Below are 18,702 nucleotides of genomic sequence, written 5' to 3' on the forward strand. Positions count from 1 at the left end.
GGTGGCCGGCCGTGCGGCGCGCGGGGTCGAGGTAGACGGCGTCGAAGCCGTCGAGGTCGAAGGCCTCGGCCGTCGAGTGCACGGCGCTCGCCGCGGGGAACGGGGCGAGGTTGAAGCTGGCCAGGGTCGCGGTGACCTCGTCGGCCTCGACGGCGGTGACCGCCAGGTCGATCGCGGCCAGGGCGAGGGCGTCGCCCCCGATACCGCTGCCGAGGTCGGCGACGCGCGCCGCTCCCGCGGCGGCGAACCGGCCGGCGTGCAGTGCGGCGACGCGCAATCGCGTCGCCTGCTCGAGTCCCGCGTCCGTGAAGAGCATCGAGCGGGCGAACTCGCCGAACTTCGCCTCCGCCTTCTGCCGGAGCCTCGCCTGGGTCAGCACCGCGGCGACGAGGACGGGGGAGTGGCCGGCCGCCCGGAGGCGTGCCACGGCCCGGACCAGATCGTCCGACCGGTAGCCGTCGAGGGAGTCGAGGAGCCGGAGGCCCTCGGGGGAGAGGAGCTCGACCAGCTCGTCGCGTCGCATCCGGCCATGGTAGGCCACGGCCTCCCGGCGGGTCCGCCGCCCCGCTTGGCACTCTGATTGCACGAGTGCCAGCGGAGCCCCTACGATGGATCTAGCACTCTCGGAGCGTGTGTGCCAGAACCGCGTTCCGCCCACATCGTCGTCAAGAAAGAGGTCAACCGTGTCGGTGTCCATCAAGCCGCTCGAAGATCGCATCGTCATCAAGCAGGTCGAGGCGGAGCAGGTGACCGCTTCCGGTCTCGTCATCCCCGATACCGCCAAGGAGAAGCCGCAGGAGGGCGAGGTCGTCGCCGTCGGACCCGGTCGCATCGACGACAACGGCAACCGCGTGCCGCTCGACGTCGCCGTCGGCGACAAGGTGATCTACTCCAAGTACGGCGGAACCGAGGTCAAGTTCGGTGGCGAGGACCTGCTGGTCCTCTCCGCTCGCGACGTCCTCGCGGTCGTCGTCCGCTAGGCAGCATCCCTCGGAAGGGCCCGTCGACCTCGGTCGGCGGGCCCTTCCGTCGTTCCCGGTCCTCCTCGCGACCAGTGGCCTGATCCGCCCGGTACAGGACCGTCCCCCCGCCCCGCGCCTGCGTAGCATCGGGGGAGTGACCAGCTCCCGCACCCCCGCCGAGTCCGTCTCGCCGTCCCCCTCGGACGTGCCCCTCGGCGAAGGAGTGGAGGCTCTCGGCGCCTCCGGACGCCCGGGCGGGATGTCCGGCACGGGGCTGCTGTTCGCGTTCTCGGCCTACCTGCTCTGGGGCGCGATGCCCCTCTACTTCATCGCGATGGCGCCGGCCTCGCCGTTCGAGATCGTCGCCTTCCGGGTGCTCTTCTCGCTCGTGTTCTGCGTGATCCTGCTCACGGTCCTCCGCGGCTGGCGCTCCTTCGGCGCGCTGCTGCGCCGCCCCCGCCTGCTCGGCGTGATGGCGATCGCGGGCGTGCTCATCTACGTCAACTGGCAGGTCTACGTGATCGCCACGACCACGGGCCACGTCATCGAGGCGGCTCTGGGCTACTTCATGAATCCGCTGGTCACGGTGCTGCTGGGTGTCCTGGTGCTGCGCGAGCGCCTGCGGCCCCTGCAGTGGGCCGCGATGGGCGTCAGCGCGGTCGCGGTGCTGGTCATCGCGGTGGGCTACGGATCCTTCCCGTGGATCTCGCTCGCCCTCGCCTTCTCGTTCGGCCTCTACGGCCTGGTGAAGAGCCGCGTCGGAGGCACTGTGGACGCGGTCGGCGGGCTGACGCTCGAGACGCTCTGGCTGACGCCGCTCGCCGTCGTGCAGCTGGCGGTCGTGGGCTCCACGGTGGGTCTGACCCTGACGACGGAGGGGACGGGACACGCCCTGATCCTCGCCTCGGCCGGCATCGTCACGGCCGTCCCGCTGCTCCTGTTCGCGGGCGCCGCCCGGCGCCTCCCGCTCTCGATCGTCGGCTTCGTGCAGTACCTGACGCCGTTCCTGCAGTTCCTCGTCGGGGCCTTCGTCCTGCACGAGGAGATGCCGCTCGAGCGCTGGATCGGCTTCGCGCTGGTGTGGGCCGCCCTGGCGATCTTCTCAGGCGACCTCGTCGCCGCGGAGCGCAGACGGCGCCGTTCCTCCGTCTGATCTGCGGAACGCGTCGTCCTGACGCGGTGCGACGGCGGAATGGTAACGATCCGGTCGCGAAACGTATTGGTAACACCCCTGTATTGTTCACGGCTGCTTCGAAGGTTAGGTTGGCCGAGCGGTTGCCACCGGCGCCGCTCCCACTGACACACACCTCTCAAGGAGCAACATGGGCGTTTACGCGAAGGCCGGCTCGGCCCGCGCGCGGTCCCTCCGGGCAACCCTCGGCGGCGTCGCCATTCTGGGCGCCAGCGCTCTCGTCCTCGCCGGCTGCGCCGGCGGCGGCGACAGCGGATCGGGCGGCGACAGCGGCTCGGGCGACCTGTCCCTGAAGATCGGCACGATCCTCCCCCAGACCGGCACCCTCGCCGTCCTCGGCCCGCCCGAGATCGCGGGCGTCGACCAGGCGGTCGTCGACATCAACGACGCCAAGGCCGGCATCACGATCGACGTGGAGCAGAAGGACTCGGGCGACACCACGACCGACATCGCGACGCAGTCGGCCACGTCCCTCATCGCCGACAACGTCTCCGCCATCATCGGCGCGGCGTCCTCGGGCGTCTCGAAGACCTTCATCGACCAGGTGACCCAGGCGGGCGTCGTCCAGATCTCGCCGGCCAACACCTCGCCGGACTTCACGACCTACGACGACGACGGCTACTACTGGCGCACCGCTCCCTCGGACGTGCTCCAGGGCCGCATCCTCGGCAACAAGATCCTCGGCGACGGCAAGACCAACGTCTCGATCCTGTACATGAACGACGCGTACGGCACCGGCCTCGAGAAGAACATCAAGGAGACCCTCGAGGCGGGCGGAGCATCCGTCGCGGCCGAGGAGATCTTCGAGCCGGCCTCGACCGACTTCAACTCGGCGCTGACCTCGGTCCTCGCCCCGAACCCCGACGCGCTGGTCGTCATCTCGTTCGACGAGATCAAGACCATCGCGGAGCAGCTCTCGGCGAAGGGCTTCGACTTCTCGAAGCTCTACGGCACGGACGGCAACTACGGCGTCATCGGCGAGTCCGACACCAACGTCGACATCGCCGGCGCGCAGTTCACCAACCCCGGCGTCCAGGCGTCCGAGGACTTCCAGAGCAAGCTGCAGTCGCTCGTCGAGTCGCAGGGCAACGACGCGCTGACCGTGTTCAGCTACGCGCCGGAGTCGTACGACGCCACGGTCCTGACCGCTCTCGCCGCGCTCCAGGGCAAGGCGACGGACGGCGCGACCATCCGCGACAACCTCATGTCGGTCTCCGAGGGCGGCACCAAGTGCACGACCTTCGCCGACTGCGCGAAGCTCATCGCCGACGGCGAGGACGTCGACTACGACGGCCTCTCCGGCCCGATCTCGTTCGACGAGAACGGCGACACCAGCGAGGCCTCGGTCTCGATCTACAAGTACGGCACGGGCAACACCACCTCCTTCGAGGAGACCGTCGAGGGTTCGCTGAACTGACGACGCGGTGACGCGGCTCCTGCCGCATCCCTGAGGGGCTCGGTCTTCGGACCGGGCCCCTCCGCCGTTCCCGGAGCGCAGAGGCGGAGACGCACCGGTCGCGCGGACGGGCGCAGGGAGGCGGGGCGGCCGTCGCGGAGGCGACCGCTGTCCGGGCGCGGACGAACGGCTCCGCGGCGTCCAGGGCCTCACGCGGCGTCGAGGCGGCCACTCCAGGGGAGGAGGAGCCCCGGCGGGCAGTGGGCGCCTCCGAGCGCCTCTCTCGGCCTCGAGGAGCGCCGTGACGGACCGCGGGCGGGAGCGACGACGTCGAGCGGGAACGCAGAAGCGCGCGCCCTCCGAGGGAGGACGCGCGCTCCGTGTGCAGCGGAGAGCCTAGGAGGCGCGGAGCAGCTCCGCCTCCTGCGCGAGACGGTACGTGACGAAGGAGCGGCTGTAGTTGCGGCGCTTGCCTCCCGTGGTCTCGGCGATGACGACCTGGGCGTAGACGCCGACGACGCGCCAGCGCTCGTAGTCGCCGATCGCACCTGTGCCGAAGCCGGCTCCGAGTTCCACAGGGGCGGGGGTGTAGCTCTTCATGGTCGGCTCCTTCGAGGCGGACGACGCGGCGCTCGAGGCGCTGCGGGGAGGGGAGGAGATCGGCGGCCGATCGCGGTCCCTACCGGGGGAGAGGGGACCGGGACGTGCCCCTGCAGGGCTGTCCCGTGTCCCCAAAACTACGGCAGGAGGGGCGATTTCCTGTCCCCCTCGTGGGGGTCGCGGGTGCGGAGAGACTCTCGCTGTCGTGCCCTCGTTCCGCGGACAGGAGGCGAGGTCGCCGACCCGCCGTCCCGCTGACGTCCCGGGGTGCGCCGCGTGCCACGGAGAGACCGCTGGAGGCCTGTCCGCGGCCGGGAAGCGGCCCGACCGACCCTCCCGCGGGCACTCCGTGCGGCCGCGTCTCCGGGCACCGGACCGCCCGCCTCCCCGGGCCGGCCCCTCCGACTCTCCGGGCCGAACCGGCCTCCGTCCGGGGCCGTTCGACCTCCCCGTGGGGCCGCGCCGGCCCTCCGAGCCGCTCGCGCCCGCTCCGCCCCCCCCCCGGGAACGACGAAGGGCCCGCCGTCCGGAGACGACGGGCCCTTCGCGGCGGAGTCAGCCGCCGACGGTCGGGGTGCTCGTGGTGACCTCGTTGGTCGTCGCGAGCGTGCCCAGGTAGAGCTCGATGACCTTGGGGTCGTTCATCAGCTCCCGGCCCGCGCCCTCGTAGGCGTCGCGGCCCTGGTCGAGGACGTAGCCGCGGTCGCAGATCTGCAGCGCCCGCCGCGCGTTCTGCTCGACGATCATGATCGAGACACCCGCGCGGTTGATCCTCTGCACGTTGACGAAGGTCTCGTCCTGCCGCATCGGCGACAGGCCGGCGCTGGGCTCGTCGAGCAGCAGCATCGACGGATCCATCATCAGAGCCCGCGACATCGCCACCATCTGGCGCTCACCGCCCGAGAGCGACCCCGAGCGCTGCTTGAGCCGCTTGCTGAGCTCCGGGAAGAGCTCCGTGACGAACTCGAGCCGCTCCTTGTACAGCTTCGGCTTCTGGTACATGCCCATCTCGAGGTTCTCCTCGATGGTGAGCGACGGGAAGACGTTGTTGTTCTGCGGCACGAAGCCCACGCCCTTGGACACCAGCTTGTCGGCCTTGAGGCCGGTGATGTCCTCGCCGTTCAGCACGACGGTGCCCTGGCGGATGTTGACCAGGCCGAACATCGCCTTCAGCAGCGTCGACTTGCCGGCGCCGTTCGGGCCGATGATCCCGACGAGCTCGCCGCGCTTCACGTAGACGTTGGAGCCGTTGAGGATGTTGACCCCCGGCACGTATCCCGCGTGCAGGTCGTGCGTCTCGAGGGTGTTCGGAGTCGTCGTGTCGGCGGTCATCTCTCGTCCTTCTCGAATTCGACGGCCGGGGCGTCGGTCGTCGGGGCGACGCTCGTCGGCGCGGAGGCCGGAGCGGCGGCCGGAGCGTCGTGGCCGGGCGTCGGGATGCCGGCCTGCTCCGCCTGCAGCTCCACGTCCTCGCGGACGAGGTCGGAGTCCATCTCCTCGGCGATCTCGAGCTGGCCCTCGATCGTGCCCAGGTCGGTGTCGTGGTGAGCGCCCAGGTACGCGTCGATGACGGCCGGGTCGTTCATCACAGTCGAGGGCGGGCCCTCGGCGACGACCTTGCCCTCGGCCATCACGATCACCCAGTCGGCGATCGTGTTGACCATGTGCATGTCGTGCTCGACGAAGAGCACGGTCATGCCCTCGTCCTTCAGATTCACGATGTGGCCCAGGAGCGACTGCGTCAGCGCCGGATTCACGCCGGCCATCGGCTCGTCGAGCATGACGAGCTCGGGCTCCGACATCAGCGCCCGCGCCATCTCGAGCAGCTTCTTCTGGCCGCCCGACAGGCTCGACGCGTAGTCGTCCCGCTTGGTGTCCAGCTTGAACTTCTCGAGCAGGCGGATCGCGCGCTGCTCGATCGAGTCCTCCTCCTTCGACCACAGCGGGCGGATGAGCGAGGTGAAGATGTTCTCGCCCTTCTGCCCCTTCGCGCCGAGCAGCATGTTCTCGAGCACCGTCATGCCGCCGAGCGCCTTGGTGAGCTGGAACGTGCGCACCATGCCCATCCGCGACACCCGGTAGGCCGGGACGTTGGCGAGGTTCTTGCCCTTGAAGTTCCACTTGCCGGTGTTGGGCTTGTCGAAGCCCGTCAGCAGGTTGAAGAACGTGGTCTTGCCGGCCCCGTTCGGGCCGATCAGGGCAGTGATGGATCCGCGGGGGATCTCGAGGTGCTCGACGTCGACAGCGGTCAGTCCGCCGAAGCGGCGGCTGACGTTGTCGGCGACGACGATGGGGTCCTTCTTCCTGACCCCGGGGACGATTGCTTCCTCGGTGATGTCCGAGACCGGCGTCTTAGGCAAAGTGCAGATCCTTCTTCTTGCCGAAGATCCCCTGGGGTCTGAAGATCACCAGGAGCATGAGGGCTACCCCCACCACGATGAACCGGATGGGTCCGGTCTGCACGGTGGTGAGGCGGATGAGGTCGTTGTTGAGGACCCCGGTGTCGATCCCGAGCGTGAGCAGTCCGTCGGTCAGACCGAGGACGACCCAGAAGATGATCGAGCCGACGACGGGTCCGAAGACCGTCGCAGCGCCGCCCAGCAGCATGATCGTGTAGAGGAAGAACGTGAGCTGGGTGCCGTAGTTGTCGGGCTGGAGCGAGCGGGGGAGGATGAACAGCGCTCCTGCGAGGCCTCCGAGCACGCCGCCCAGGATGAGCGCCTGGATCTTGTACGAGAAGACGTTCTTGCCGAGCGAGCGCACGGCGTCCTCGTCCTCGCGGATGCCCTTGATGACGCGGCCCCAGGGGCTGCGCATCAGGAGGAACACCAGGAGGCAGGCCAGGAGCACGAGGCCCCAGCCGACGATCCGCACCCACCACTGGTCCTGGCTGTAGGTGAGCACGCCGATGCCCCAGCGGCCCTCGGGGAGCGGGTTGAGGTCGTTGAACGCCTTCGCGGCGCCGTTGATGCCCTCCGAGCCGCCGGTGATCGCCGAGAACTCGGGGGTCTTGACCGAGAGCCGGATGATCTCCGCCGCCGCGATCGTGACGATCGAGAGGTAGTCGGCCCGCAGCCGGAGCGTCGGGATGCCCAGGATGAGCGCGAAGACGGTCGCCGCGACGATCGTCGCGAGGAAGGAGCCCCAGACGGGCCACTCGAACTTGACCGAGGTGATGGCGAAGGCGTAGCCGCCCACCGCCATGAAGCCGGCCTGTCCGAAGTTGAGCAGCCCTGTGAATCCGAAGTGGATGACCAGGCCGATGGTCGCCAGCGCGTACGCGGCGACAGTGGGATCGACGATCTGCCCGATCGCCAGCCAGATGAAGTTGAGGTTCATGGTGTCCTAGCCGATCCGTTCCTTGCGGCCCAGGATTCCCTGCGGCCTGACCAGGAGGATGATGATCATGAGAACGAGCGGAGCCACGTACTTGAGGTTCTCCGGGATCCAGATCGTCGAGATGTTCATCATCAGTCCGATGATGAGCGAGCCGACCAGCGCGCCGTAGGCGGAGCCGAGTCCGCCGAGCGTGATCGCCGCGAAGATCAGCAGCAGGATCGACGCTCCCGTGTCCCAGCGCAGCGACTGGTAGTAGCCGATGTAGACGCCCGCCAGTGCGGCGAGAGCGCCCGACATCACCCAGACGACGCGGATGACGCGCTCGACGTTGATGCCCGAGGCGGAGGCGAGGGCGCGGTTGTCCGAGACCGCCCGCATCGCCTTGCCGATCTTCGTCTTCGTGAGGACGTAGGCCACGGCGACGATGCAGACGACGCCGACGACGGCGCCGACGATGTCGGTGAACTTCAGGCTGATCCCGAGCTCCGGCACCGTGAAGAACGGAGCGGTGCTGTTGGGGAGCGAGAGGCGGTCGGCCCCGAAGAAGAAGACGAACACGTAGCGCAGGGCCAGCGAGAGGCCGATCGTCACGATCATCAGCGGGATGAGCTGGATGCCCTTCTTCCGCAACGGCTTCCAGAGCAGCCCGTCCTGGACGAAGCCGAAGGCCCCGCCGAGGATCACCGCGATCGGGATGGCCAGCAGCGCCGGGAGTCCGAAGACCCCGGAGAAGAGGTACGCCATCAGCGCACCGAAGGTGACCAGCTCGCCGTGAGCGAAGTTGTTCAGGCCGGTCACGCCGTAGATCAGAGAGGCTCCGATCGCCGCGAGGGCGATCAGGAGCCCGAAGATCAGGCCGGTGACGACCTTCGGCCAGAAGATGATCCAGAACGTGTCGGCCGACACCGGCTGGTTCACCGCGTTGGACGTCCCGTCGGGGTTCGTCGCGTCGTTGCCGGTCGTGCCCTCGGTCGCGGGGCTCGTCGGAGCGGCGGAGTCCGTCGGGACCGGGACGGTCGCCCCGGAGCCCTTCGGGTTGGCCGTCGAGACGATGAAGTTCACGATCTGATTCTGCGAGGCGACGATCTTCACCTGCTTCGGGTTCTGACCCGCGGCGGGGTAGCCCTTGTCGGCGGGCAGCGACTCCTCGTCGACGGTCACCGTGTAGGTGCCCGCGGCGTCGAGGGGGAACGTGGCCCGGCCGTCCTCGCCGGTGGTCACGGTCGCGGAGGCGTCACCGCCGATCTCGACGGTCACCCCCGTCAGGTTCTCGTTCGTCCCCTGCACGCGGACCCAGGCGATGATCGACTGGTCGGCGGTGGTGGCGGCGAGTGCGGCGGGGGCCGCCGCGGCGATCCCGGTGAGGGTCGCGGCGAGCAGACCCAGGGCCAGGAGGCGGTCTCGGAGCCTCGGGCGTCTCCTATCCACGGGGCGCCTCCCGGTCCGTCGGATGCAGGGTCGTCGAGCGCTGGCGGCGCATCGAACGGCTGGCTGTGAGCAAGACGTCTACCTCTCGTCAGGGTGCACAGACGGATGGGGTCTCCGGGCACGCCCGAATCGCCGTCGTCAAACAACGTTGGTTGACCATACGTTCCGCATGTGTCGGCGGTGTTTCACCGTCCGCACTTACGCGTGACGACATTATGAGGGAGAGGAGAGCGCTCCAGCGCCCATCCGAGGCCCGTCGGCCGCAGCGTCGAGGAATACCGCGGGCCCCGCGGCGCTTAAGATCGAACAACCGTGGCGCTCGTGAGCGGACTCCTCCCGTCCTCTCCGGGCTCCCGCACTCGACCTGCTAAGGGGCATTGATGGACCAGCCGGATCCCTTCGGATTCCTCGGACTCACCTACGACGACGTCATGCTCCTCCCGGGGCACACCGACGTCATCCCGAGCGAGGCCGACACGGCCTCCCGCCTCACCAAGCGCATCAGCGTGGCGACCCCGCTGCTCTCCGCGGCGATGGACACCGTCACCGAGGCGCGCATGGCGATCGCGATGGCCCGCCAGGGCGGACTCGGCGTCCTGCACCGCAACCTCTCCATCGCCGACCAGGCCGACCAGGTCGACCGGGTGAAGCGGAGCGAGTCGGGAATGGTCTCGAACCCCGTCACGACCACCCCGGACGCCACCGTCGCGCAGGTCGACGACCTCTGCGGCCAGTACCGGATCAGCGGCCTCCCCGTCGTCGACTCCACCGGCGTGCTCGTGGGCATCATCACCAACCGCGACATGCGCTTCGTCTCGCCGTTCGAGAAGGCGACCACGCTCGTCCGCGACGTGATGACCAGCACCGGCCTGATCACGGGCCGCGTCGGCATCCCCGACAGCGAGGTCATCGCCCTCTTCGCGCAGCACAAGATCGAGAAGCTGCCGCTCGTCGACGCGCAGGGCAAGCTCGCCGGGCTCATCACGGTCAAGGACTTCGACAAGTCGGAGCAGTACCCGAACGCCACGAAGGACGACGAGGGCCGCCTGCGGGTCGGCGCCGCGATCGGCTTCTTCGGCGACGCCTGGCAGCGCGCCACCGCCCTGCTCGACGCGGGCGTCGACGTGATCGTCGTCGACACCGCCAACGGCGACTCCGCCGGCGTGCTCGACATCATCCGCCGCCTGAAGTCCGATGCGGCGTTCGCCGGCGTCGACGTCATCGGCGGCAACGTCGCGACCCGCTCCGGGGCGCAGGCCCTCGTCGACGCGGGCGCCGACGCGATCAAGGTCGGCGTCGGCCCCGGCTCGATCTGCACCACCCGCGTCGTCGCCGGCGTCGGCGTCCCGCAGGTCACCGCGGTCTACGAGGCGTCCCTCGCCGCGCGCGAGTCCGGCGTCCCCGTGATCGCCGACGGCGGCCTCCAGTACTCCGGCGACATCGCCAAGGCGCTCGTCGCCGGCGCCGACACCGTGATGCTCGGCTCCCTCCTCGCGGGCTGCGAGGAGAGCCCCGGCGACCTCGTGTTCCAGAACGGCAAGCAGTTCAAGACCTACCGCGGAATGGGCTCCCTCGGCGCCCTGCAGACCCGCGGCGAGCGGACCTCTTACTCGAAGGACCGCTACTTCCAGTCCGACGTCCCCACCGACGACAAGCTGATCGCCGAGGGCATCGAGGGCCAGGTGCCCTACCGCGGCCCGCTCGCGAACGTGGCCTACCAGCTCGCCGGCGGACTGCGCCAGTCGATGTTCTACGTCGGAGCGCGCACCATCCCCGAGCTGAAGGAGCGCGGGAAGTTCGTGCGCATCACGGCGGCCGGGCTGAAGGAGTCGCACCCTCACGATGTGCAGATGGTGGTGGAGGCGCCGAACTACCGGCGCTGAGGGCTTCTGGTGGGGCCGCCGGCGGATCGGGATCGCGGCCCCTCTGCCCGACGGGCCTGCGGCCCGTACGCCCACCACGCCGGAGGGGCCGCGATCCTGATCCGCCGCCTCCCTCCGGGAGACGAGCACCGTAGTCCGTCTGGCGAGCCGGGGGGCGCAGCGCGAGCGGCGCGAGGCGCCGCCGCGACTGCGGGGGAGGGCTTCCGCCTCTGCGGACGCGAGGGAGTGGTCACTGCCCGTACCGCGCGAGTGCGCGACGGAGCCGGGAACGGCGTTCCGCGTTCCAGTGGATCGTCGTAGCGGCCGTGCGGAGTTCACGTGCTCGTGCGACAGAGCCGACCCGCTCTGCGGAACGCGACCACCCGCTCGTGCCGACCGTGGGCGAGCGATCGGGGCTCTGGAGCATGGTGGGAGCGCGAACCGGGGATCCGCGTGTCAGCGGATCGTCGTGGCGCGGTCGCGGCCCGCTCTGCGGATCGCGTCCACCTGTTCGAGCCGCAGCTGACACCGCTCGGCGGTGACCGGCGATCCGCGTGCCAGCGGATCGTCGTAGCGCGGACGGAGGACGCTCTGCGGAACGTGACCACCCGCTCGAGCCGACTGCGGGCGAGTGACGAGCGGAGCGAGGAGCGAGCCACAGTAAACTCGGCCTCATGGAGATCGAGATCGGGCGCGCCAAGCGCGCCCGCCGCGCGTACGCCTTCGACGACATCGCCGTCGTCCCGAGCCGCCGGACGCGCGACCCCGAGGTCGTGTCGGTGAAGTGGTCGATCGACGCGTACCAGTTCGCGACGCCGATCCTCGCCGCGCCGATGGACTCGGTGGTGTCGCCGGCGACGGCGATCCGGCTCGGGCATCTGGGGGCGCTGGGCGTGCTCGACCTCGAGGGCCTGTGGACGCGGTACGAGGACCCGGAGCCGCTGCTCGAGGAGATCCGCCGGCTTCCGGCCGAGACCGCGACGCAGCGGATGCAGGAGATCTACTCCGCTCCGATCCGCCCCGAGCTGGTGACCGCGCGCCTGGCCGAGATCCGCGCCGCGGGAGTGACCGTCGCCGGTGCACTGTCGCCCCAGCGGACCGCGGAGCTCTACCAGACCGTCGTCGACGCCGGGGTCGACGTGTTCGTCATCCGCGGCACGACCGTCTCGGCCGAGCACGTCTCGCGCGACACCGAGCCGCTGAACCTCAAGAAGTTCATCTACGAGCTCGACGTCCCCGTCATCGTCGGCGGCGCCTCCACGTACACCGCGGCGCTGCACCTCATGCGCACGGGCGCCGCGGGCGTCCTCGTCGGGTTCGGCGGCGGTGCCGCCTCCACCACCCGCACGACGCTCGGCATCCAGGCTCCGATGGCGACCGCGGTCGCCGATGTCGCCGGCGCTCGCCGCGACTACCTCGACGAGTCGGGCGGACGCTATGTGCACGTCATCGCGGACGGCGGCCTCGGCACCTCCGGCGACATCGTGAAGGCCGTCGCCGTGGGCGCGGACGCCGTGATGCTCGGCTCGGCGCTGGCCCGTGCGACCGACGCTCCGGGCGGCGGCTGGCACTGGGGCGCGGAGGCGCACCACCCGCAGCTGCCGCGCGGTCGGCGCGTCGAGGTCGGCACCGTCGGCACCCTCGAGCAGGTCCTCTACGGCCCGGCCACCGGCGCCGACGGCACGGCGAACCTCATCGGCGCCCTGCGCCGCTCGATGGCGACGACCGGCTACTCCGACCTCAAGGAGTTCCAGCGGGTCGAGGTCGTCGTCGCTCCGTACCAGCCGAGCTGACGCTCACCGACCGAGGGAACCCCGGACCGTCGAGGCCGCCGTGAACAGCCGGCTTCCTCGACGGTTGGGGGTTCCCTCGACGCGTCGGACGCCTGCGCGGGACAGCCGGACGAGCAGGGGGCGGACCTCGTACGCTTCGCGCCAGCCCCAGCGGACGACGCTGCGGACCCGGGCGCGGAGCCGGTCCTCGCGGCGCTTCTCGGCCAGCAGCATCTGCTCAGGCGAGCGCCCCCGGAGGAACGCCGGGTCGGTGTACTTGTGGTCGCCGTCCGCTTCGCCGATCACGCTCGCCTCCTCGAAGAAGAAGTCGACGATCCCGGCGAGCCCGTCCTGGTCGCGCACAGGATGCTGGAGTACCAGCGCGGGCAGCCCGCCGACGTGCACCGCTACTCGGCTGATCGACTCGAGCGGAGTCTCGGAGGCGGGATCGGCGAAGGCGATCACGGCGGCGCTCGTCGTGCGGCCCCGGGAGCCCGGGGGCAGCTCCGCGTGCCGGCGCAGGAGCTCCTCACGCGTGAGCAGGGGCGAGCCGCCCTCGTCGACGAGGCGGAGGGCGTGGTCGGCCGCGACGACGGCGCGCCGGAAGGAGGAGAACCGCGCCGGATCGAAGACGGTCTGCGCGAGGTCCGAGACGGCGAGACCGTCGATCAGCGCGAGCGAGGGCAGACGCGCGCCCCGGTGCTCGGCGACGCCGTTGCGCGTCCGGCTGCCCACGTCCGTCGCCCCCTCGACGTGGACGGTCTCCGCGAGCGGCTCGACCAGGGGGAGTCCCCAGACCGCAGCCGCCGACTCGCGGAGGAAGAAGGGCGCGGTCCAGGTCGCGGCCACTGCGTCGATCCGCGCCCGCTGCCTCTCGTCCACCGAGGCCTCCGCCCATTCGCCCGCCCGCACGTACACTCCGCGGCGCAGCCGCACGAACTCGTCCGACCGGCCGCACGCCTCGTCCCGGAAGATCCTCACCGCACTCATCCCCCCACTCTCGCCTCCTCGCCGCCCCTGCTCCCCTCCGCCTTCCCCGTCTGTGGAAACTCCCCTCCACCCCCTGTGGACAGCGAGGGAACCCCGGACCGTCGAGACCGCCAGGAACTGCGGGCTCCCTCGACGGGTCGGGGTTCCCTCGGCCGGAGGGTCCGCAGCGCGCCTAAGCTGGAAGTCCCGAGTGGGAGCGCCGCACGGCGCGGAGGGAGCACGCATGGTCGAGGTCCGCAGGGTCAAACTGCCCGGTGTCGGCGTTCTGCACACCTTCCTGACGGCCGACGGCGGCAAGGTCGGCGTCATCGCCCACCGCTCCGGCCACAGCGACCTGATCACGTTCGCCGAGGGCGACCAGGACGGCGCCAAGGTGTCCCTCCGCCTGAGCGACGACGAGGCGCACACGCTCGCCGAGCTGCTCGGCGGCACGCAGATCACCGAGTCGCTGACCGCGCTCGACCAGATCCCGGGCCTCTCGATCGACTGGTTCACCGTCGACTACGACGACCACATCGCCGGACAGCAGCTCGGCAAGCCGGCCGACCGCGGGATCGTCGGGCTGACCGTCGTCGCCGTGGTCCGGGGTGACGCCGCCAACCCGGCGCCGGCCCCCGACTTCCGCGTCTTCCCCGGCGACACCCTCGTGGTCGCCGGCAGCCCCGAGAAGGTCGCCAAGGCGTTCGCGTTCTTCCGCACCGGCAGCTTCGCCAAGACGGTCGACGCCCCGCCCGGAGCCTGAGGATGCACCACGGCGAAGACCTCATCGTCCTCGGCGTCCTGTTCGTCGTCGCCTACGTCCTCGGCCGGCTGGGGAGGACGATCGGGCTCCCGGCCATCCCGATCTACATGGTCGTCGGGCTCCTCGCTAGTCCGAACTTCCACCTCTTCCCGCTCGACTTCGAGTCGAGCTACATCGAGCTGACCGCGGTCTTCGGACTGATCCTGCTGCTGTTCAACCTCGGCCTGGAGTTCGACCAGGACGAGTTCTTCGGGAACGCCGGCCGCCTGATCCTCTCCGGAGGCTCCTACATCGCGGTCAACATGGCCGTCGGCCTGGGCTTCGGCTTCGCGCTGGGCTGGGGCAGCCGCGAGGCGCTGATCATCGCGGGCATCACGGCGACGAGCTCGAGCGCGATCGTCACCAAGCTGCTGATCGAGCTCAAGCGCCTGGCGAACCCCGAGACGCCGATGATCCTGGGCGTCACGGTCGTCGAGGACATCTTCATCGCGGTGTACCTGGCGATCGTGTCCGTCGTGCTCTCGGGGGAGACGGAGCCGTGGCCGGTGGTGCTCAAGCTCGTCATCGCGTTCGCGTTCCTCGTGGTGATGTTCGCGATCGCCCGCTGGGGCGGGAAGGTCGTCTCCCGCTTCTTCCGCACCCGCGACGACGAGCTGTTCACGATCCTGTTCTTCGGACTCGCCATCCTGTTCGGCGGCATCGGCGAGGTCCTCGGAGTGACGGACGCCATCGGCGCGTTCCTGATCGGACTGGTCATCGGTGCGACGCGGTTCCGGTCGAGGGTCGAGCACATCGCGATCCCGCTGCGCGACGTGTTCGGCGCCTTCTTCTTCGTCAACTTCGGTCTCGGGCTGGATCCCGGCGCGTTCCCGAGCGTCGTGGTGCCGGTGCTCATCGCCGCGGTGATGACCATCGTCCTCAACCTCGGCGCGGGGCAGTTCGTCGCATGGCTCAACAAGCTCGGACCGCGCGCCGGCCTGAACGCGGCGTTCATCCTGCACAACCGGGGCGAGTTCGCGCTCATCCTGGCGACGCTCTCGCTCTCGGCGGGGCTCGACGAGCGGATCCAGCCCTTCGCCGGCCTCTACGTGCTGATCATGGCCATCGTCGGGCCGATCCTCGCCTCGCGCTCCGAGAGCATCGGCGCGTTCCTCTCGCGGCGGAGGCACCGCCCGGCGCCTGCAGCGGCCACGGCGATGGACGAGGAGGACTTCGCGCTCGTGGAGGCGGCGATGGCCGCGCCCGCCGTCGCCGCGGAGGAGGCCCCCGCTCCTCCGAGGCGCCCCTCGGAGCCGGACGAGCTCGACGACGAGTTCCCCGATCCGATGCGCCAGGCGCTCATCGACCAGGCGATGCAGCAGTCCGACGGCGCCGACGACGCCCGGCCCCGCCGCCCGAGGGAGCCCGACTACTGATCCCACGGAGCTCCCACACTCACGGGTTAGGCTCGATCCGGCTCGCGGGACACCGCGCGGATCGACGGCGGACGAGGGACGAATGACGCAGAGCACGGTCGGGCAGGTGGCCCGGCGCCCGCGCTGGATCGCCGCGCTGGCGCTCGCGCTCCTGATCGCCGGGCTCTTCGCCGCCCTCGGGCAGTGGCAGGTCGGCCGCGCGGTCGAGGCCGCGGCTCCCGACTCCGGAGTGTCGGAGACGACGCTCCCGCTCGGCGAGGTCGCGACCCCCTCCCGCTCGATCACGGCGACCGCCGACGGCCAGCGCGTGGACGGCTCGTCCGTCCTCGTGCCGGGCGGGGCCGAGATCCTCGGCGGCCGCCTGAACGGCGAGCAGCCGGGCTGGTGGGTCATCGCCCGCACGCGCACCGCCGACGCCGACCTCGTGCTCGCCTACGGCTGGACGCAGGACGAGGCGCAGGCGCAGTCCGTCGCGGACGCGCTGAACAGCGGGAGCGAGCAGGCGCCCTCCTCCTTCACCGGCCGCCTCGTGGCCAACGAGGCCGCGGAGGCGCCGGCGGAGGGCCTGGATCCCGCGACCCTCACCGCGCTCTCCGTCCCGGCGCTGATCAACCGCTGGCCGGACCCGCCGCAGGACGTCTACCAGGGCTACGTGGTCGCCGACGAGCCGGTCGCCGGCCTCGAGGCCATCGACTCCCCGGCGCGCGTGAGCGACGTCTCGCTGAACTGGCTCAACGTCTTCTACGCGATCGAGTGGGTCGTCTTCGCCGGCTTCGCCCTCTACCTCTGGTTCCGCCTCGTCAAGGACGCGTGGGAGCGCGAGGCCGAGGAGGCGCTCGACGCCGAGGAGCGCGCCCGCGCCGACCTGGGCGACCGGGCCGAGGCCCCCGCCCCCGCACCGTAAACTGGTCGCCATGCCCCTCGAGCCCAAGCCCGCGCAGTTCCCTGCGATCCGGAGCGCACTGCGCTTCTACCGGGTGACCTCGATCATCACCGGCGTGATGCTGCTCCTGCTCTGCGCGGAGATGCTGCTCAAGTACGTCTTCCACCTCGAGCTGTTCGCCTTCGGCCAGCAGGGCGTCCTGCACTTCGCTCCGATGTACGAGGTGCCCGGAGGCGAGTTCAAGTCCAGCGGCACCGGGGCGAACCTGTCCACCGGCATCCTGATCGCGCACGGCTGGTTCTACGTCGTCTACCTCTTCGCCGACTTCCGCCTGTGGAGCCTCATGCGCTGGCCGTTCACGCGCTTCGTGCTCATCGCGCTCGGCGGCGTGGTGCCCACCCTCTCCTTCTTCGTCGAGACCCGCATCGCCCGCGAGGTCGAGCAGTACCTCGAGCGCCGGACCGCCGGCACCGACCCGAAGACCCCGACCGACTCCGTGGAGGCCCCCCATTAGCGAGCAGCCCACCGCTCCCCAGCCGCACCTGGCCGCGCAGCCCGTCCTCGTCGTCGACTTCGGCGCGCAGTACGCGCAGCTGATCGCCCGCCGGGTCCGCGAGGCGAACGTCTACTCCGAGATCGTGCCCTCGAACGCCACGGCCGCCGAGATCGCCGCGAAGTCGCCCGTCGGCATCATCCTCTCGGGCGGCCCCTCCAGCGTGTACGAGGAGGGCGCTCCGCAGCTCGATCCCGCGATCTTCGACCTCGGCGTCCCGGTCCTGGGCATCTGCTACGGCTTCCAGGTGATGGCGAAGACGCTCGGCGGCGAGGTCGCCAACACGGGGCTGCGCGAGTACGGAGCGACCGACGCCGCCCTCTCGACCGACGGCGGCGTGCTCCTCGGCGAGCAGCCCGCCGACCAGACGGTGTGGATGAGCCACGGCGACTCGGTCGCTCAGGCGCCCGCGGGCTTCGAGGTCCTCGCCTCCACGAGCTCCACCCCGGTCGCCGCCTTCGGCAACGACGAGCGCCGCCTCTACGGCGTGCAGTGGCACCCCGAGGTCAAGCACTCCGCCTACGGCCAGGCCGTGATCGAGAACTTCCTCCACCGCGCCGCGGGCATCCCGGCCGACTGGAACTCCTCCAACGTGATCGACGACCAGGTCGCCGTGATCCGCGAGCAGGTCGGCACAGGCCGCGTCATCTGCGGCCTGTCCGGCGGAGTCGACTCCGCCGTCGCCGCCGCGATCGTGCACCGCGCCATCGGCGACCAGCTCACCTGCGTCTTCGTCGACCACGGACTCCTCCGCAAGGACGAGCGCCGCCAGGTCGAGGAGGACTACGTCGCCGCGACCGGCGTCCGCCTGGTCACCGTCGACGCGCGCGAGCAGTTCCTCGACGCGCTCGCCGGCGTCAGCGACCCGGAGCAGAAGCGCAAGATCATCGGCCGCGAGTTCATCCGCACCTTCGAGGCCGCCGCCGAAGCGCTCGTGCTCGAAGCGCAGGGCGAGGGCGAGACGATCGACTTCCTCGTCCAGGGCACGCTCTACCCCGACGTCGTCGAATCCGGCGGCGGCACCGGCACCGCCAACATCAAGTCCCACCACAACGTCGGCGGACTCCCCGAGGACCTGCAGTTCGCGCTCGTCGAGCCGCTCCGCACCCTCTTCAAGGACGAGGTCCGCGCGATCGGCCGCGAGCTCGGCCTCCCCGAGGCCATCGTCGGCCGCCAGCCCTTCCCCGGCCCCGGCCTGGGCATCCGCATCGTCGGCGAGGTCACCCAGGAGCGGCTCGATCTGCTGCAGGACGCCGACGCCATCGTCCGCGCCGAGCTCACCGCCGCCGGCCTCGACACCGAGATCTGGCAGTGCCCCGTCGTCCTCCTCGCCGACGTCCGCTCGGTCGGCGTCCAGGGCGACGGCCGCACCTACGGCCACCCGATCGTCCTGCGTCCCGTCTCCTCCGAGGACGCGATGACCGCCGACTGGACCCGCCTGCCCTACGACCTCCTCGCCCGCATCTCCAACCGCATCACCAATGAGGTGAGCGGCGTGAACCGGGTGGTGCTGGATGTGACCTCCAAGCCCCCCGGCACCATCGAGTGGGAGTGATTCCGCGGGTCTC

General features: G+C 70.5%; 16 protein-coding genes and 1 pseudogene. 10 read left to right on the forward strand and 7 right to left on the reverse strand.

Going from position 1 to position 18,702, the window contains the following annotated elements; translation table 11 throughout:
* Window positions 1–523 (reverse strand): annotated as a pseudogene (locus C5C24_RS16040) (SAM-dependent methyltransferase); the annotation flags it as partial.
* Between the two features lie 160 nt (window positions 524–683).
* On the opposite strand from C5C24_RS16040, the gene groES reads away from it, so the two are divergent.
* The 3 genes from groES (at window position 684) to C5C24_RS16055 (ending at window position 3,571) form a co-directional block, all read left to right on the forward strand.
* Window positions 684–980 (forward strand): co-chaperone GroES, encoded by a 297-nt coding sequence (groES, locus tag C5C24_RS16045; RefSeq protein WP_097167691.1) that lies wholly within the window; start codon window positions 684–686, stop codon window positions 978–980.
* Between the two features lie 241 nt (window positions 981–1,221).
* On the forward strand, window positions 1,222–2,115 hold the full coding sequence (rarD, locus tag C5C24_RS16050) for an EamA family transporter RarD (protein WP_104224726.1): 894 nt from the start codon (window positions 1,222–1,224) through the stop codon (window positions 2,113–2,115).
* 169 nt (window positions 2,116–2,284) lie between these two features.
* A complete protein-coding gene (locus tag C5C24_RS16055; protein WP_104276914.1) occupies window positions 2,285–3,571 on the forward strand; it encodes an ABC transporter substrate-binding protein in 1,287 nt (428 codons plus the stop codon).
* A 375-nt stretch (window positions 3,572–3,946) separates the two neighbouring features.
* Here the strand turns inward: C5C24_RS16055 and C5C24_RS16060 are convergent, their stop codons facing one another.
* The 5 genes from C5C24_RS16060 to C5C24_RS16080 all read right to left on the reverse strand — a co-directional run bounded on the left by C5C24_RS16060 (window position 3,947) and on the right by C5C24_RS16080 (window position 8,917).
* Window positions 3,947–4,150: a hypothetical protein gene (locus C5C24_RS16060; RefSeq protein ID WP_104234164.1), complete on the reverse strand. Its 204-nt coding sequence runs from the start codon at window positions 4,148–4,150 to the stop codon at window positions 3,947–3,949.
* A 555-nt stretch (window positions 4,151–4,705) separates the two neighbouring features.
* A complete protein-coding gene (locus C5C24_RS16065) occupies window positions 4,706–5,482 on the reverse strand; it encodes an ABC transporter ATP-binding protein (RefSeq protein ID WP_104276915.1) in 777 nt (258 codons plus the stop codon).
* On the reverse strand, window positions 5,479–6,510 hold the full coding sequence (locus C5C24_RS16070; protein WP_104281629.1) for an ABC transporter ATP-binding protein: 1,032 nt from the start codon (window positions 6,508–6,510) through the stop codon (window positions 5,479–5,481). Before C5C24_RS16070 ends, C5C24_RS16065 begins: the two co-directional genes overlap by 4 nt.
* Window positions 6,503–7,489 carry a branched-chain amino acid ABC transporter permease gene (locus C5C24_RS16075; protein WP_104224731.1) on the reverse strand — a complete coding sequence of 329 codons (987 nt, stop codon included), beginning with the start codon at window positions 7,487–7,489 and terminating at the stop codon, window positions 6,503–6,505. The genes C5C24_RS16070 and C5C24_RS16075 overlap by 8 nt, the downstream gene beginning before the upstream one ends.
* Window positions 7,490–7,495: 6 nt before the next feature.
* The gene (locus C5C24_RS16080; RefSeq protein ID WP_104224732.1) at window positions 7,496–8,917 is read right to left on the reverse strand and encodes a branched-chain amino acid ABC transporter permease; all 1,422 of its coding nucleotides are present in this window, start codon (window positions 8,915–8,917) and stop codon (window positions 7,496–7,498) included.
* 380 nt (window positions 8,918–9,297) lie between these two features.
* Here C5C24_RS16080 and guaB point away from each other — a divergent pair, with 380 nt between their 5' ends.
* Together guaB and C5C24_RS16090 are read left to right on the forward strand one after the other, a co-directional pair.
* Window positions 9,298–10,800, forward strand: a complete 1,503-nt coding sequence (gene guaB, locus C5C24_RS16085; RefSeq protein ID WP_104276917.1) for an IMP dehydrogenase — start codon at window positions 9,298–9,300, stop codon at window positions 10,798–10,800.
* 653 nt (window positions 10,801–11,453) lie between these two features.
* Window positions 11,454–12,572 carry a GuaB3 family IMP dehydrogenase-related protein gene (locus tag C5C24_RS16090; protein ID WP_104224734.1) on the forward strand — a complete coding sequence of 373 codons (1,119 nt, stop codon included), beginning with the start codon at window positions 11,454–11,456 and terminating at the stop codon, window positions 12,570–12,572.
* Between the two features lie 3 nt (window positions 12,573–12,575).
* On the opposite strand, the gene C5C24_RS16095 is transcribed toward C5C24_RS16090, so the two are convergent.
* Window positions 12,576–13,541: a hypothetical protein gene (locus C5C24_RS16095; RefSeq protein WP_104305441.1), complete on the reverse strand. Its 966-nt coding sequence runs from the start codon at window positions 13,539–13,541 to the stop codon at window positions 12,576–12,578.
* Window positions 13,542–13,764: 223 nt separating this feature from the next.
* Between C5C24_RS16095 and C5C24_RS16100 the strand changes: the two genes are divergently transcribed.
* From C5C24_RS16100 to guaA, 5 genes are all read left to right on the forward strand, one after another.
* A complete protein-coding gene (locus C5C24_RS16100) occupies window positions 13,765–14,283 on the forward strand; it encodes a cation:proton antiporter regulatory subunit (protein ID WP_068256939.1) in 519 nt (172 codons plus the stop codon).
* A gap of 2 nt (window positions 14,284–14,285) precedes the next feature.
* Window positions 14,286–15,698 (forward strand): cation:proton antiporter, encoded by a 1,413-nt coding sequence (locus C5C24_RS16105; RefSeq protein ID WP_104305442.1) that lies wholly within the window; start codon window positions 14,286–14,288, stop codon window positions 15,696–15,698.
* Window positions 15,699–15,780: 82 nt separating this feature from the next.
* Complete coding sequence (locus C5C24_RS16110) at window positions 15,781–16,602, forward strand: SURF1 family cytochrome oxidase biogenesis protein (protein WP_104305443.1); 822 nt, start codon at window positions 15,781–15,783, stop codon at window positions 16,600–16,602.
* A 10-nt stretch (window positions 16,603–16,612) separates the two neighbouring features.
* The gene (locus C5C24_RS16115) at window positions 16,613–17,095 is read left to right on the forward strand and encodes a DUF3817 domain-containing protein (protein ID WP_104274234.1); all 483 of its coding nucleotides are present in this window, start codon (window positions 16,613–16,615) and stop codon (window positions 17,093–17,095) included.
* A gap of 28 nt (window positions 17,096–17,123) precedes the next feature.
* Window positions 17,124–18,689 carry a glutamine-hydrolyzing GMP synthase gene (gene guaA / locus C5C24_RS16120; protein WP_104281633.1) on the forward strand — a complete coding sequence of 522 codons (1,566 nt, stop codon included), beginning with the start codon at window positions 17,124–17,126 and terminating at the stop codon, window positions 18,687–18,689.
* Window positions 18,690–18,702: the final 13 nt, after the last annotated feature.

The sequence above is a fragment of the Rathayibacter sp. AY2B3 genome, from assembly GCF_002931755.1.
GTDB lineage: Bacteria > Actinomycetota > Actinomycetes > Actinomycetales > Microbacteriaceae > Rathayibacter.

Bases quoted from the DNA above. Each gene is read 5' to 3' on its own strand.
- rarD (WP_104224726.1), top strand. From the start codon at position 1,222: ATGTCCGGCACGGGGCTGCTGTTCGCGTTCTCGGCCTACCTGCTCTGG.
- C5C24_RS16105 (WP_104305442.1), top strand. From the start codon at position 14,286: ATGCACCACGGCGAAGACCTCATCGTCCTCGGCGTCCTGTTCGTCGTC.
- C5C24_RS16065 (WP_104276915.1), bottom strand. From the start codon at position 5,482: ATGACCGCCGACACGACGACTCCGAACACCCTCGAGACGCACGACCTG.
- C5C24_RS16075 (WP_104224731.1), bottom strand. From the start codon at position 7,489: ATGAACCTCAACTTCATCTGGCTGGCGATCGGGCAGATCGTCGATCCC.
- C5C24_RS16090 (WP_104224734.1), top strand. From the start codon at position 11,454: ATGGAGATCGAGATCGGGCGCGCCAAGCGCGCCCGCCGCGCGTACGCC.
- C5C24_RS16115 (WP_104274234.1), top strand. From the start codon at position 16,613: ATGCCCCTCGAGCCCAAGCCCGCGCAGTTCCCTGCGATCCGGAGCGCA.
- guaB (WP_104276917.1), top strand. From the start codon at position 9,298: ATGGACCAGCCGGATCCCTTCGGATTCCTCGGACTCACCTACGACGAC.
- C5C24_RS16055 (WP_104276914.1), top strand. From the start codon at position 2,285: ATGGGCGTTTACGCGAAGGCCGGCTCGGCCCGCGCGCGGTCCCTCCGG.
- C5C24_RS16100 (WP_068256939.1), top strand. From the start codon at position 13,765: ATGGTCGAGGTCCGCAGGGTCAAACTGCCCGGTGTCGGCGTTCTGCAC.
- C5C24_RS16110 (WP_104305443.1), top strand. From the start codon at position 15,781: ATGACGCAGAGCACGGTCGGGCAGGTGGCCCGGCGCCCGCGCTGGATC.
- C5C24_RS16060 (WP_104234164.1), bottom strand. From the start codon at position 4,150: ATGAAGAGCTACACCCCCGCCCCTGTGGAACTCGGAGCCGGCTTCGGC.
- C5C24_RS16095 (WP_104305441.1), bottom strand. From the start codon at position 13,541: ATGAGTGCGGTGAGGATCTTCCGGGACGAGGCGTGCGGCCGGTCGGAC.